We start from the raw sequence: 12,017 nt of genomic DNA, 5'->3' as shown, positions 1-12,017 counted from the left end.
AGCGAACTAATAATTCACCCGCAGGTCTCACTTTTTTGCCTGAGCCGGGAGGCTGGCACAGGCAAGGTTTCGTGTGGCGATATGTTGAACACAGCAACAGCCATAACAACAAGAAGGAAGCACAATGTTTAAGTCTTTTTTCCCAAAGCCGGGGCCCTTTTTCCTGTCGGCATTTATTTGGGCACTGCTGGCTGTCATTTTCTGGCAGGCCGGTGGCGGCGCGTGGCTGACCCGTCTTACGGGGGCAACGGGCGATATTCCCATTAGCGCAGCGCGCTTCTGGTCCATGAGCTACCTGCTTTTCTACGCTTACTACGCGCTCTGCGTAGGGCTTTTCGCCATGTTCTGGTTCGTCTATTCTCCTCACCGCTGGCAATACTGGTCGATTCTCGGCACGTCGTTAATCATCTTTGTCACCTGGTTCCTGGTGGAAGTGGGCGTAGCGGTCAACGCCTGGTATGCGCCGTTTTACGATCTGATCCAGACGGCGCTGAGTTCGCCGCATAAAGTGACCATTAACCAGTTCTACCATGAGGTGGGGATCTTCCTCGGCATCGCCCTTATCGCCGTGGTGATTGGCGTGATGAATAACTTTTTCGTCAGCCACTATGTGTTCCGCTGGCGTACCGCGATGAACGAACACTATATGGCGCACTGGCAGCACCTGCGGCATATCGAAGGTGCCGCACAGCGTGTGCAGGAAGACACCATGCGTTTTGCCTCTACTCTGGAAGATATGGGCGTGAGCTTTATCAACGCCATCATGACGCTGATCGCCTTCCTGCCGGTGCTGGTGACGCTCTCGTCGCACGTTCCGGAGCTGCCGATTGTCGGCCATCTGCCATACGGCCTGGTGATTGCTGCGATTGTCTGGTCGCTGATGGGAACGGGGCTGCTGGCGGTGGTGGGGATCAAGCTGCCGGGGCTGGAGTTTAAAAACCAGCGCGTGGAAGCGGCCTACCGTAAAGAACTGGTGTATGGCGAAGACGATGCCAACCGTGCGTCACCGCCTACCGTGCGTGAGCTGTTTGGCGCCGTACGTCGTAACTATTTCCGCCTCTATTTCCATTACATGTATTTCAATATCGCGCGCATTCTTTATCTTCAGGTTGATAACGTTTTCGGGTTGTTCCTGCTGTTCCCGTCCATCGTTGCGGGTACGATTACGCTCGGTCTGATGACCCAAATCACCAACGTCTTTGGTCAGGTTCGCGGTTCGTTCCAGTATCTGATCAGCTCCTGGACTACGCTGGTGGAGCTGATGTCCATCTACAAACGTTTACGCAGTTTCGAGCGTGAGCTGGACGATAAGGACGTGCAGGAAGTCACCCATACATTAGGTTAAAAAGGAATTGCTATGCCATTTGCCGTACCACGTGCATTACCGCTGACGTTACTCGCCGCTTTTGTGCTGGCGGGCTGTGCCGAAAAAGGGGCTGCCCCGCTCAAAGAAGGGGAGAAGCCCGTTGATGTGGCGAGCGTGGTGCGGCAAAAGATGCCCGCCAGCGTGAAGGATCGCAGTGAGTGGGCTGATGCGCTGGCAGCGACCTTCAAAAGCCAGAAGATCGCGCCTACCGAGGAGAATATCTGCTCGGTGCTCGCGGTGGCGCAGCAGGAATCGATGTATCAGTCAGATCCTGTAGTGCCTGGCCTGAACAAAATCGCCTGGAAGGAGATCGACCGCCGGGCCGAATCGATGCATATCCCGGTTTTCCTGGTGCATACCGCCCTTAAAATCACCTCGCCAAACGGTAAAAGCTACAATGAACGGCTGGATACGGTGAAAACCGAGAAACAGCTTAGCGCCATTTTCGATGATTTCATCAATATGGTGCCGATGGGGCAGAAGCTGTTTGGCTCGCTAAATCCGGTGCATACCGGCGGTCCGATGCAGGTCAGTATCGCATTTGCGGAAAAGCATACCGACGGCTATCCGTGGGATATCGACGGTACGGTACGTCAGGAGGTCTTCTCCCTGCGCGGTGGGCTGTGGTTTGGGACGTATCACCTGCTGAATTATCCGGCCAACTACGATAAACCGCTGTATCGCTTTGCCGACTTTAACGCGGGCTGGTATGCCAGCCGAAATGCAGCCTTCCAGAATGCGGTAAGCCGCGCCAGCGGTGTGAAGCTCGCTTTGGACGGCGATCTCATTGCTTACGGCAGCAGTGAGGCCGGGACCACCGAACGTGCGGTGCGAAAACTCTCGACGAAGCTGGAGATGAGCAACAGCGACATTCGCCGACAGCTGGAGAAGGGCGACAGCCTGGCGTTTGAGAAAACGGATCTGTATAAGCAGGTCTTTGCGCTGGCCGAGAAGAAAAGTGGAAAGGCTTTACCCAGAGCCATTCTGCCAGGCATTCAGCTGGAAAGCCCGAAGATCACGCGTAACCTGACGACCGCCTGGTTCGCGAAACGCGTTGACGATCGTCGGGCACGCTGTATGGGACTGTAATCAGTGGCGGTTGCGCCAGCGCAGGACAAGGGCAATCACGCCCAGAACCATGCTGCCCGCGAGGAAGGGAATGAGTCCAAATACGGTGCTCACGCCTAAACCGATTTCAACGCGCGGGCGGCCTGTATCCTGCACCTGCATCAGATGCTCATACACGCCAGGGGCATGCACCAGCATATTCAGCAGTTGGGTTCCTGCCCAGAAACAAAACAGAACAAACAGGGCATAGGCAATATTCCCCGCCGTGGAGGTTTTTGGTTGTTTTCCGCCAAAAATCGGTTTCGACAATGTAAAGTCTGCCATAAGACCTCCCGATAATATCACTCTGTTTTAATACGCGTCGTACAGGGTGAGTGTGACAGGTCATAGCATTTGTCAATATCAGAATCGTGGGAAATTCGGCTCAGGATTTCTCCTGGATTGTCGATTTCTGCATCACGTCACAAATTGATAACATAAGTGAAACTGCGCTGCATTTCAGAATTTACGTATCCGCCACAGACGCCTTTATCAAACTGTGAGAGGATAGTTTTTTTTCTGCCGGAGTTGTCATGAAGCTCACTTCCAAATTACGCCGTGACTGGCATTACTACGCCTTTGCGATCGGGCTGATCTTTATTCTCAACGGTGTTGTCGGGCTGCTGGGATTTGAAGCGAAAGGCTGGCAAACCTATGCGGTTGGGCTGGTAACCTGGGTAATCAGTTTCTGGCTGGCGGGATTTATTATCCGCCGTCGTCCCGATGAGACGACGACGGCAGAGAAAGCTGACTAACCGTTAGTTAACGGAACTTTTCAGGGCGCTGTCAGCGGCGTGGCGCTCCAGTGCCAGTTCAATCAGGCGGGTGATCAGTTCCGGATAGCTTATCCCGCTGGCCTGCCACAGCTTCGGGTACATGCTGATATTGGTAAAGCCCGGCAGAGTGTTGATTTCGTTTATCACCACCTCGTTATCCGGCGTCAGAAACACGTCGACGCGCGCCATCCCACAGCAACCCAGCGCCTGATAAGCTTCAACGGCGATCGCCCGGATCTTGTCGTTAACGTCAGGATCGAGCGCGGCGGGAACCACAACCTGGGCACCTTTGTCGTCAATATATTTGGTGTCGTAGGAATAGAAGTCACTGTTCAATACCACTTCACCACAGGTACTCGCCTGCGGGAAGTCGTTGCCCAGTACGGCGCACTCAATTTCACGACCGTTAATTCCCTGCTCAACCACCACCTTATGGTCAAATTCAAAGGCCAGACGAACGGCATCGTTAAACTGCGCTTCGCTGGTGACTTTGCTGACGCCGACGGACGAGCCCTGATTCGCCGGTTTCACAAACAGCGGCAGGCCGAGTTGCGCCTGGATCTGCGCGAAGCTGTGTTTATCGCGGTTGGCGCGAGTGAGCGTCACGAACGGCGCAATATTCAGACCGGCGTCGCGCAGGAGACGTTTTGTGACGTCTTTATCCATGCAGGCGGCAGAGCCCAGCACATCGGAACCGACAAACGGCAGGTTCGCCATCCGCAACATGCCTTGCAGAGAGCCGTCTTCGCCCAGCGTGCCGTGAACGATAGGGAACACTACGTCAATCTGTGCCAGCGCCTGCGCGTTCCCGGCATCGATAAGCTGTCCCTGTTCCACGCCTGGAACCGTTGCGACGCTGACATCAGAAGGATTAAGGGCAATGTGCGCCGGATCGTCAGCGTGTAACAGATACTGGCTGGCATCGTTAACATGCCACTGGCCCTGTTTATCAATGCCCAGCAGCACCACGTCAAAACGGCTTTTATCAATCGCATCAACGATATTTTTAGCCGATTGCAATGACACCTCGTGCTCTGCCGATTTTCCCCCAAAGACAATACCTACGCGCTGCTTTGCCATCTCACTCTCTTCCAGTCTGACGAAAAGCCCATAACATACCACGATGCCCGGCGGGTTTCGCGGCCTTCTGCCATAATGTTTTGGGGATGCTGAAGGGGGGCGCGTGAAAGGAAAAGGTCTGCTTATTCTTATTGTTATTGCCGGGATCGCCACGGTGGGCTACCGCTGGTTGCCGCCGTATTACAATCCTTTCGTGCCGCTTACGCTTGACGATCCGCCCGGAAAAATAACCCAGTTTAAACTTCGACGTTTAACACCGCAGGCATGCGAAAGCCTGTTAGCGCAGGCGAATCAACGCCAGCTTATCCGTACCCAGTCTGTCGCTGACAGCGCCGGTGAGTGTCCGCTGAGTAACGTGGTGCGCGTGCGCGATTTTGGCCCGGTGAGCCTGAACAGCAGCTTTCTGGCCAGTTGTCCGCTGGCGTTAAGTTCTGCGCTGTTTGTCAGCCAGCAGGCCCGACCGCTCACCAAAACTTGGACCGGAAGCGAGCTTACGCGTATTGAACATCTGGGCAGCTTCGCCTGCCGCAATATCTACAGCCGCCCGGATGCGCGGCGCAGCGAACATGCCACGGCGGATGCGCTGGATATCAGCGCTTTCAGGCTGGCAAATGGACAGCGCGTTACCGTCCTGAACGGCTGGAAAGCGGAAAAGACGCAGCCCTGGCTACAGGCCCTGCTCTCGGCAAGCTGTGGCTATTACGGTAACGGTCTGGGGCCGGACTATAATGCCGCCCATGCCAACCATTTCCATCTGGGGATGCGCGGCTATGGATTATGTCGATGAAGCATAATCTTCCGCCAAAAATTGGATAAATTGTGACTTATTTCACAAATATGATGACTGGGAAGATAAAACACCAAAGTCTGCAAGGCCGCATCTCTGGCGCTATGTCATTGCGCGTAACTTGCTAATCTGTCGGCGAATTCGCCTAAAAATGAAGACTATTTCTGTTATGGAATCCTGGAAAGTTAATCTCATTTCAGTCTGGTTCGGCTGCTTCTTCACCGGACTGGCTATCAGCCAAATATTGCCCTTCCTGCCGCTGTATGTGTCGCAGCTGGGAGTGACTTCCCATGAAGCGCTCTCGATGTGGTCCGGCCTGACGTTCAGCGTGACGTTTCTGGTCTCCGCCATTGTGTCGCCGATGTGGGGCAGCCTGGCGGATCGCAAGGGGCGCAAGTTGATGCTGCTCCGCGCCTCGCTGGGGATGGCGATAGCCATTTTGCTCCAGGCCTTCGCCACCAACGTCTGGCAGCTGTTTATTCTGCGGGCGATAATGGGGCTGACCTCCGGTTACATTCCGAATGCCATGGCGCTGGTGGCCTCACAGGTACCGCGTGAGCGAAGCGGCTGGGCGCTCAGCACGCTTTCCACGGCCCAGATCAGCGGGGTCATTGGCGGCCCGCTGCTCGGCGGCTTCCTGGCGGACCATGTCGGGCTGCGTGCGGTCTTTATCATTACCGCGATCCTGCTAACGATCAGCTTTCTGGTCACCCTTTTTCTGATTAAAGAGGGCGGGCGGCCTGTTGTCAGTAAATCCGAACGCCTGAGCGGAAAAGCGGTTTTCGCCTCGCTGCCTTATCCTGGCCTGATGATTAGCCTCTTTGTGACGACGATGGTGATCCAGCTCTGTAACGGTTCGGTAGGGCCGATTCTGGCGCTGTTTATCAAGTCGATGGCGCCGGACAGCAGCAACATTGCTTTTCTGAGCGGGATGATTGCCGCGGTGCCGGGCGTGTCGGCGCTGATGTCTGCTCCGCGTCTGGGGAAACTGGGCGACAGGATCGGTACGGCACGTATTCTGATGGCAACGCTCATCATTGCGGTGATCCTTTTCTTTGCCATGTCATTCGTCACCACACCTCTTCAGCTCGGCATCCTGCGCTTCCTGCTTGGCTTCGCAGATGGCGCCATGCTGCCCGCTGTTCAGACGCTGCTGGTGAAATATTCCAGTGACCAGGTAACCGGCCGCATTTTTGGCTACAACCAGTCGTTCATGTATTTAGGCAACGTAGCGGGCCCGCTTATCGGCGCCTCGGTCTCGGCGATGGCGGGTTTCCGCTGGGTATTTGCCGCGACGGCGGTGGTGGTCCTGCTGAATATTATTCAACTGGCCTTTGCCTTGCGACGCCGCAGGCGAATCGCTGAGGCAAAGTCGGCCCGGTAAACACGATAATATATTATTTATTCTTATGAACGCCGCATTTTTATATAAAGAAATGCGGCGCCTTTCTTTCAGGAAAACGTTTCGCTTTCGCGCTGAAATATCTTTTTTGGCAGCGATGTCACTTTTGCATAAGATAAAGCTAATCCATGCTTTTCATTATTCAGAGAGGGTGTTAATTTCAGGGGAAATCACATAAGGAAATAGCACCATGAAAAATCTCATTGCTGAGTTGTTGGTTAAGCTTGCCCAAAAGGAAGAAGAGTCGAAAGAGCTGGTTGCCCAGGTCGAGGCGCTGGAAATCGTTGTGACGGCGCTGCTGCGACAGATGGCAAAACCGGAGCAGGAGGCGTTGATCGACAACGTTGAAGGCGCGCTGGAAAAAGCGCGTCCTGATTCCCAGGTGCCTGCGGAAGATGCGGAGCTGCTTCAGCAATACGTAAAGAAGCTTTTAAGGCATCCTCGCAGCTAACCTGTCTGAGGTGAAATGACCTGTCACAGAATTGTCATGCAGGATGCCTGGCGTCGCTCTGTTTTTATTTTTACACATTTATGCAGGGAAAATTAAATTGAGACAGAGCACACCTTTCACCGCATAATTTCTGTTATTAATTACCGCCTCCCCCCCGGCGAAACCGGTTAATGAATATTGTGCCGATACAGGGCTGAAATAACCGCAGAGCCCGGCGAAAATCAGAGTCGCAGGGTGGTTTTTTTCCCGTAACGAGCCAGACTTAACGTGGAACTTCACATAAAGGATGGTGCAATGAAAACAACAATACTGGTTACCCTGCTCTCTGGCCTGTGTCTGATCGCCTCAGCACACGCGGAAGAGAAAACGTTAACGCCCCAGCAGCAGCGCATGACGACCTGTAACCAACAGGCGACATCGCAAAGCCTGAAAGGGGATGCCCGTAAAACGTACATGAGCGACTGCCTTAAAAATGGTGCGGCTAAACCCGGTGAAAAAAGCCTGACCCCACAGCAGCAAAAAATGCGTGAGTGCAACGCCCAGGCGACACAGCAGATGCTGAAAGGCGACGATCGCAGCAAGTTTATGAGCGCGTGCCTGAAAAAACAGGCGTAGTGCTAACGGGTGAGTCACGGCTGTGGCTCACCCAAAATTTCATACTTTCCCCGCTATCCCCCTCTCTATAATTTGGGAAAATGTTTCAGAATATTCCCAAAAATGATGAATGATGAGTTTTATGACAATCACGAGAACATTCGGGAAGCGTGGCACCAGCAGCTTTCTCAGGATGATTCATACCGTTCCGGTCTGCGATTTGCCCGGCGAATACGGCTGGCACGCATCGTTGGTCTGGCGGCGCTATTTGTTCCGCTTGCCAGCGTTCTGGTGAGCCAGTTTCTTTCCGGCGTCTGGTGGTTATTGCTGGTGGGCTGGGTCTTTGTCTGGCCCCATCTGGCCTGGCAGCTGGCTTTTCGTTCGGCTGAACCCCACAGCAGTGAAATTGTTAATCTGAAAATCGATGCCATTATTGCCGGTGTCTGGATGGGGCTAACAGGGTTCAATGCGCTACCAACGGCGGCGCTGATCGTGATGATCGGCATGAATATGATGGGATCGGGGGGATGCCGGTTATTTCTGACAGGACTCGCGCTACTTGCCCTGTCTGCCCTGTTGACCGTGCAATCCACGGGTACTCCTGTGGTATTGACCTCTGAACCGCTGGCGTTGTGGCTGACGCTCCCCGTGCTGGTGGTCTACCCCATACTGTTTGCCTGGCTCAGCCACCGCACGGCGATCCGTCTGGCAGAGCATAAGCGTCGGCTTGAGCTGATGAGTACCCGCGACGGAATGACCGGCGTATTCAATCGCCGTCACTGGGAAACGCTGCTGCGTAACGAATTTGAGGCCTGCCGTCGAAGCCATCGACAGGCGACGATACTGCTCATCGATATCGATCACTTCAAGACGATCAACGACACCTGGGGGCATGACGTGGGGGATGAAGCGATTGTCGCCATCACGCGCCAGCTTCAGCTGACCCTGCGCTCAGGCGATTATATTGGCCGTTTTGGCGGGGATGAGTTCGCGGTGATCATGTCCGGCACGCCTGCCGACAGCGCGATTGCAGCGATGTCGCGCGTCCACGAACGGCTGGTCAACATGCCGCTGCACAGAGCACCTATGGCGAGGTTGTGTATCAGCGTTGGGGTTGCTCCCTGGGGGGGCGCAGTTCACCCACTATCGTGAATGGCTAAAGGCGGCGGACGTGGCCCTCTATAAAGCCAAAAATGCCGGACGGGGCCGCACCGAAGTGGCCGCCTGACGCCCGGCGTAGCGCATCAGGACTTACTGAGCTTCTCTGATTTTTCCATGCATTTTTCCATCGCCTCGATCACGGCGGAGCGGAACCCGCGATCTTCCAGCACGCGCACGGCTTCAATGGTTGTGCCCCCCGGTGAGCACACCATATCTTTCAGTTCGCCCGGATGTTTACCCGTTTCCAGCACCATTTTGGCCGAACCCATCACCGCCTGCGCTGCAAATTTGTAGGCCTGCGCGCGCGGCATTCCACCCAGTACGGCGGCATCGGCCATGGCTTCGATAAACATAAAGACATACGCCGGGGCAGAGCCGCTCACGCCGACTACCGGGTGGATCATCGGTTCGGCAATCACTTCCGCTTCGCCGAAGCAGCGGAAAATATTCAGTACATCCGCCACGTCTTCAGATGTGACCAGCGCGTTCGGGGTAACGGATGTCATACCGGCATTCACCAGCGACGGGGTGTTTGGCATGGCGCGAACAATCTTACGGTCGTGGCCCAGCGCGCGGGCGAGCTGATCGAGGGTCACGCCTGCGGCAATCGATACCACCAGGGTCTCTTTGTTAAGGCTGGAGGTGATCTCGCTCAGGACTTTAATCATGATATTCGGCTTAACGGCGCCAAAGACAATATCCGCCACCTGAGCCACGTCCTGTGCGCTTTCGGCAGCGTTGACACCATACTCATCACGCAGCGCCGCGACTTTATCCGGGGATGGGGTATAGACCCAAATCTGCCCCGGCAGCACCTGCCCGCTGGCAATCAGTCCGCCGAGGATAGCTTTGCCCATATTTCCGCAGCCGATAAACCCGATTTTCTTATCCATCACGTCTCTCCGTTATTATGCGTTGTTATCTCTCATTGATAGCTTAACAACGAAATGCAGGCGACAATAGTCACCAGAATCATAATGGGGAGAGACTATGGCGATTTGGGTTGATGCGGACGCGTGTCCGAATGTCATCAAAGAGATTTTATTTCGCGCTGCCGAGCGCGTGCAGATGCCGCTGACGCTGGTGGCGAACCAGAATATCCGCGTGCCGCCCTCCAGATACATCCGTTCTCTGCGCGTTCCGGCCGGGTTTGACGTGGCGGATAACGAGATAGTACGCCTGTGTGACGCAGGAGATCTGGTGATCACCGCGGATATCCCGCTGGCTGCCGATGTACTGGCGAAAGGGGCGGCGGCGCTGAACCCGCGCGGAGAACGCTATTCGCCGGCAACGATCCGCGAGAAGCTCACCATGCGTGATTTTATGGATACGCTTCGTTCCAGCGGCGTGCAAACCGGTGGGCCGGACACCCTGTCGCAGCGCGATCGCCAGCAGTTTGCCGCCGAGCTGGATAAATGGCTGCTGGAAGTGAAGCGCCGCCCGGCGTAGCCCACCTCCGGGCGGTTTTGTGGTACAGTGTGGCTTCCACAGGCTTGTCATTCCGTACCGCTTTGCAGTAAAGTTAGCGCAACATCTACTGCAATCATTTCTTTACAGCCTTCAGTTATCCGGCAGCAAGGGGAACACCTGGTTATGAACCCACCCATCTTTTTAGTTGGCCCTCGCGGCTGTGGGAAAACCACCGTTGGTCTGGAGCTGGCGCGTCTGTGCCAGAGTCAGTTTGTCGATACTGACCACTGGCTCCAGGAGAATGCCGGTAAGACCATCGCCGATATCGTTGAAGATGAGGGTTGGGAGAGCTTTCGTGCGCGTGAAACGGCCACGCTGGAAGCGGTGACCGCGCCGTCAACCGTGATCGCGACCGGTGGGGGCATTATTCTGGCACCGTATAACCGCCAGTTTATGCGCGAAAAGGGTGTCGTGATCTACCTCTGTGCCCCGGTCTCTACGCTGGTGGGGCGGCTGGAGGCGTTTCCGGAAGAGGGACAGCGCCCGGCGCTGACCGCGAAACCGCTGAGTGAAGAGGTCAGCGACGTCCTCGCCGAACGCGATGCACTGTACCGTGAGGCGGCACACCACGTTGTGGATGCGTCGGCGTCACCCGAGAAAGTTGCGATTCAGATTATTACCGCCCTGCGTTTGGCTTGCGCCAGCTAACAGCCGTCTATACTCATAGCTCAGACATAAAAAAAGGATGAGCCATGCCAACCAGACCTCCCTATCCACGTGAAGCCCGCATCGTTACCGTTGAAAAAGGTAACGGCGATCAGACCGTAACCTGGTACCAGCTGCGTGCCGATCACCCTAAACCTGATTCGCTGATCAGCGAACATGAAACCGAACAGGAAGCGCTGGATGCGAAACGGCGCTATGAGGATCCTGAGAAGTCCTGACAGGAATCCGAATTCGTTACAACCGTGCCTGAATCACACTTTTAACATATCGCTGATGTTAAGCAGCAGTTAATATTTAGTTATTACAGGTGGATTCGGAAAGGCCAGTCGATCTTTACATTACGGTGTAGAGATCCCCTGCTACCCTTGGTGCTGTTTTGTTGAAAAAATGAACAGTGCAGCGTAGTGAGCCTGTACCTGTGTGGCAGTTGTGGTAGTAACGGAAGGCGATCAAAATGAAGGCGACGTTGGCGATCCTCACGATTGGTGTGGTGCCTGTAAGCGAAGTATTACCGCTCTTAACCGAGCATGTCTCTGAACAACAAATTACGCATCTTAGTCTGTTAGGGAAGCTGAGTCGGGAAGAGGTCATGGAAGACTACGCGGTCGGAGAGGGGGAAGATCCCCTGGCAACGTTACTCAGTGACGGTAAACTGGCGCATGTGTCGCGCCAGAAAATCGAACGCGCGCTACAGGGCGTGATCGAAGTGCTCGACAATCAGGACTATGACGTTATTTTGCTGATGAGCACGGCACCCGTTAAAGGGCTCAGCGCGCGTAATGCCATTCTGCTCGAACCGATGCGGATTATCCCCCCGCTGGTGGCCTCAATTGTTGATGGTCATCAGGTTGGGGTCATCGTTCCCGTTGAGGAACTGCTAGATAACCAGACGGTGAAGTGGGCCGCGCTGGAGCACACCCCGCTGTACGCGCTGGCAAACCCGTTCTGGGACAGCGAAGCGAAGCTGATTGCGGCCGGGCAGGAGTTGATCGACAGAGGGGCGGATGTCCTGATGCTCGACTGCCTGGGCTTCCATCAGCGGCATCGTGATTTACTGCAAAAGGCGCTGGATGTTCCGGTGCTGCTCTCTAACGTCCTGATGGCGCGCCTGGCGTCAGAATTACTGGTGTAATGATTTTGCGTGACAGGTCATGAGC

General features: G+C 55.0%; 14 protein-coding genes and 1 pseudogene. 12 read left to right on the top strand and 3 right to left on the bottom strand.

Translation table 11 applies throughout. The features are described 5' to 3' along the window. The first annotated feature begins 124 nt into the window (after nucleotides 1-124). Nucleotides 125-1,345, top strand: a complete 1,221-nt coding sequence (gene sbmA, locus SK62_RS16455) for a peptide antibiotic transporter SbmA (RefSeq protein WP_045341115.1) — start codon at nucleotides 125-127, stop codon at nucleotides 1,343-1,345. Nucleotides 1,346-1,357: 12 nt separating this feature from the next. After that, nucleotides 1,358-2,455: a DUF1615 domain-containing protein gene (locus SK62_RS16450; protein WP_047718581.1), complete on the top strand. Its 1,098-nt coding sequence runs from the start codon at nucleotides 1,358-1,360 to the stop codon at nucleotides 2,453-2,455. On the opposite strand, the gene SK62_RS16445 is transcribed toward SK62_RS16450, so the two are convergent. Continuing rightward, the gene (locus SK62_RS16445; RefSeq protein WP_003859159.1) at nucleotides 2,456-2,758 is read right to left on the bottom strand and encodes a DUF2755 family protein; all 303 of its coding nucleotides are present in this window, start codon (nucleotides 2,756-2,758) and stop codon (nucleotides 2,456-2,458) included. Between the two features lie 248 nt (nucleotides 2,759-3,006). On the opposite strand from SK62_RS16445, the gene SK62_RS16440 reads away from it, so the two are divergent. Next, nucleotides 3,007-3,228 (top strand): DUF2754 domain-containing protein, encoded by a 222-nt coding sequence (locus SK62_RS16440; protein ID WP_015571318.1) that lies wholly within the window; start codon nucleotides 3,007-3,009, stop codon nucleotides 3,226-3,228. 3 nt (nucleotides 3,229-3,231) lie between these two features. On the opposite strand, the gene ddlA is transcribed toward SK62_RS16440, so the two are convergent. Beyond that, on the bottom strand, nucleotides 3,232-4,329 hold the full coding sequence (ddlA, locus tag SK62_RS16435) for a D-alanine--D-alanine ligase (protein WP_017383150.1): 1,098 nt from the start codon (nucleotides 4,327-4,329) through the stop codon (nucleotides 3,232-3,234). A 103-nt stretch (nucleotides 4,330-4,432) separates the two neighbouring features. On the opposite strand from ddlA, the gene SK62_RS16430 reads away from it, so the two are divergent. The 5 genes and pseudogenes from SK62_RS16430 (at nucleotide 4,433) to adrA (ending at nucleotide 8,791) form a co-directional block, all read left to right on the top strand. Further along, nucleotides 4,433-5,116, top strand: a complete 684-nt coding sequence (locus SK62_RS16430; RefSeq protein ID WP_032647385.1) for an extensin-like domain-containing protein — start codon at nucleotides 4,433-4,435, stop codon at nucleotides 5,114-5,116. A 169-nt stretch (nucleotides 5,117-5,285) separates the two neighbouring features. After that, entirely contained in the window at nucleotides 5,286-6,500 is a 1,215-nt protein-coding gene (locus tag SK62_RS16425) for a multidrug efflux MFS transporter (RefSeq protein WP_015571317.1), read from the top strand. A gap of 208 nt (nucleotides 6,501-6,708) precedes the next feature. Continuing rightward, complete coding sequence (iraP, locus tag SK62_RS16420; RefSeq protein ID WP_003859148.1) at nucleotides 6,709-6,969, top strand: anti-adapter protein IraP; 261 nt, start codon at nucleotides 6,709-6,711, stop codon at nucleotides 6,967-6,969. A 294-nt stretch (nucleotides 6,970-7,263) separates the two neighbouring features. After that, on the top strand, nucleotides 7,264-7,584 hold the full coding sequence (gene psiF, locus SK62_RS16415) for a phosphate starvation-inducible protein PsiF (RefSeq protein WP_015571316.1): 321 nt from the start codon (nucleotides 7,264-7,266) through the stop codon (nucleotides 7,582-7,584). A 102-nt stretch (nucleotides 7,585-7,686) separates the two neighbouring features. Beyond that, nucleotides 7,687-8,791: pseudogene (gene adrA / locus SK62_RS16410) on the top strand (diguanylate cyclase AdrA). Between the two features lie 16 nt (nucleotides 8,792-8,807). On the opposite strand, the gene proC reads toward adrA, so the two are convergent. Further along, nucleotides 8,808-9,617, bottom strand: a complete 810-nt coding sequence (gene proC, locus SK62_RS16405) for a pyrroline-5-carboxylate reductase (protein WP_015571314.1) — start codon at nucleotides 9,615-9,617, stop codon at nucleotides 8,808-8,810. Nucleotides 9,618-9,714: 97 nt separating this feature from the next. On the opposite strand from proC, the gene SK62_RS16400 reads away from it, so the two are divergent. From SK62_RS16400 to SK62_RS16385, 4 genes are all read left to right on the top strand, one after another. Beyond that, nucleotides 9,715-10,173, top strand: coding sequence for a YaiI/YqxD family protein (locus tag SK62_RS16400; RefSeq protein ID WP_015571313.1), 459 nt, complete (start codon nucleotides 9,715-9,717; stop codon nucleotides 10,171-10,173). A gap of 144 nt (nucleotides 10,174-10,317) precedes the next feature. Further along, nucleotides 10,318-10,842 (top strand): shikimate kinase AroL, encoded by a 525-nt coding sequence (aroL, locus tag SK62_RS16395; RefSeq protein ID WP_017383154.1) that lies wholly within the window; start codon nucleotides 10,318-10,320, stop codon nucleotides 10,840-10,842. Between the two features lie 44 nt (nucleotides 10,843-10,886). Beyond that, entirely contained in the window at nucleotides 10,887-11,078 is a 192-nt protein-coding gene (gene yaiA, locus SK62_RS16390) for a protein YaiA (protein WP_003859135.1), read from the top strand. Between the two features lie 236 nt (nucleotides 11,079-11,314). Then, entirely contained in the window at nucleotides 11,315-11,992 is a 678-nt protein-coding gene (locus tag SK62_RS16385) for an AroM family protein (RefSeq protein ID WP_003859133.1), read from the top strand. The last annotated feature ends 25 nt before the right edge of the window (nucleotides 11,993-12,017 follow it).

Origin of the sequence: Enterobacter sp. BIDMC109, assembly GCF_001037885.1 — a bacterium.
In the GTDB taxonomy this organism is placed as follows: domain Bacteria; phylum Pseudomonadota; class Gammaproteobacteria; order Enterobacterales; family Enterobacteriaceae; genus Enterobacter; species Enterobacter hormaechei_C.
Note: the sequence above shows the minus strand (reverse complement) of the source record. Positions and strands in the feature narration are given on the sequence as shown.

Coding starts and splice junctions, on each gene's coding strand:
- sbmA (WP_045341115.1), top strand. CDS start 125: ATGTTTAAGTCTTTTTTCCCAAAGCCGGGGCCCTTTTTCCTGTCGGCA.
- SK62_RS16450 (WP_047718581.1), top strand. CDS start 1,358: ATGCCATTTGCCGTACCACGTGCATTACCGCTGACGTTACTCGCCGCT.
- SK62_RS16445 (WP_003859159.1), bottom strand. CDS start 2,758: ATGGCAGACTTTACATTGTCGAAACCGATTTTTGGCGGAAAACAACCA.
- SK62_RS16440 (WP_015571318.1), top strand. CDS start 3,007: ATGAAGCTCACTTCCAAATTACGCCGTGACTGGCATTACTACGCCTTT.
- ddlA (WP_017383150.1), bottom strand. CDS start 4,329: ATGGCAAAGCAGCGCGTAGGTATTGTCTTTGGGGGAAAATCGGCAGAG.
- SK62_RS16425 (WP_015571317.1), top strand. CDS start 5,286: ATGGAATCCTGGAAAGTTAATCTCATTTCAGTCTGGTTCGGCTGCTTC.
- iraP (WP_003859148.1), top strand. CDS start 6,709: ATGAAAAATCTCATTGCTGAGTTGTTGGTTAAGCTTGCCCAAAAGGAA.
- psiF (WP_015571316.1), top strand. CDS start 7,264: ATGAAAACAACAATACTGGTTACCCTGCTCTCTGGCCTGTGTCTGATC.
- proC (WP_015571314.1), bottom strand. CDS start 9,617: ATGGATAAGAAAATCGGGTTTATCGGCTGCGGAAATATGGGCAAAGCT.
- SK62_RS16400 (WP_015571313.1), top strand. CDS start 9,715: ATGGCGATTTGGGTTGATGCGGACGCGTGTCCGAATGTCATCAAAGAG.
- aroL (WP_017383154.1), top strand. CDS start 10,318: ATGAACCCACCCATCTTTTTAGTTGGCCCTCGCGGCTGTGGGAAAACC.
- yaiA (WP_003859135.1), top strand. CDS start 10,887: ATGCCAACCAGACCTCCCTATCCACGTGAAGCCCGCATCGTTACCGTT.
- SK62_RS16385 (WP_003859133.1), top strand. CDS start 11,315: ATGAAGGCGACGTTGGCGATCCTCACGATTGGTGTGGTGCCTGTAAGC.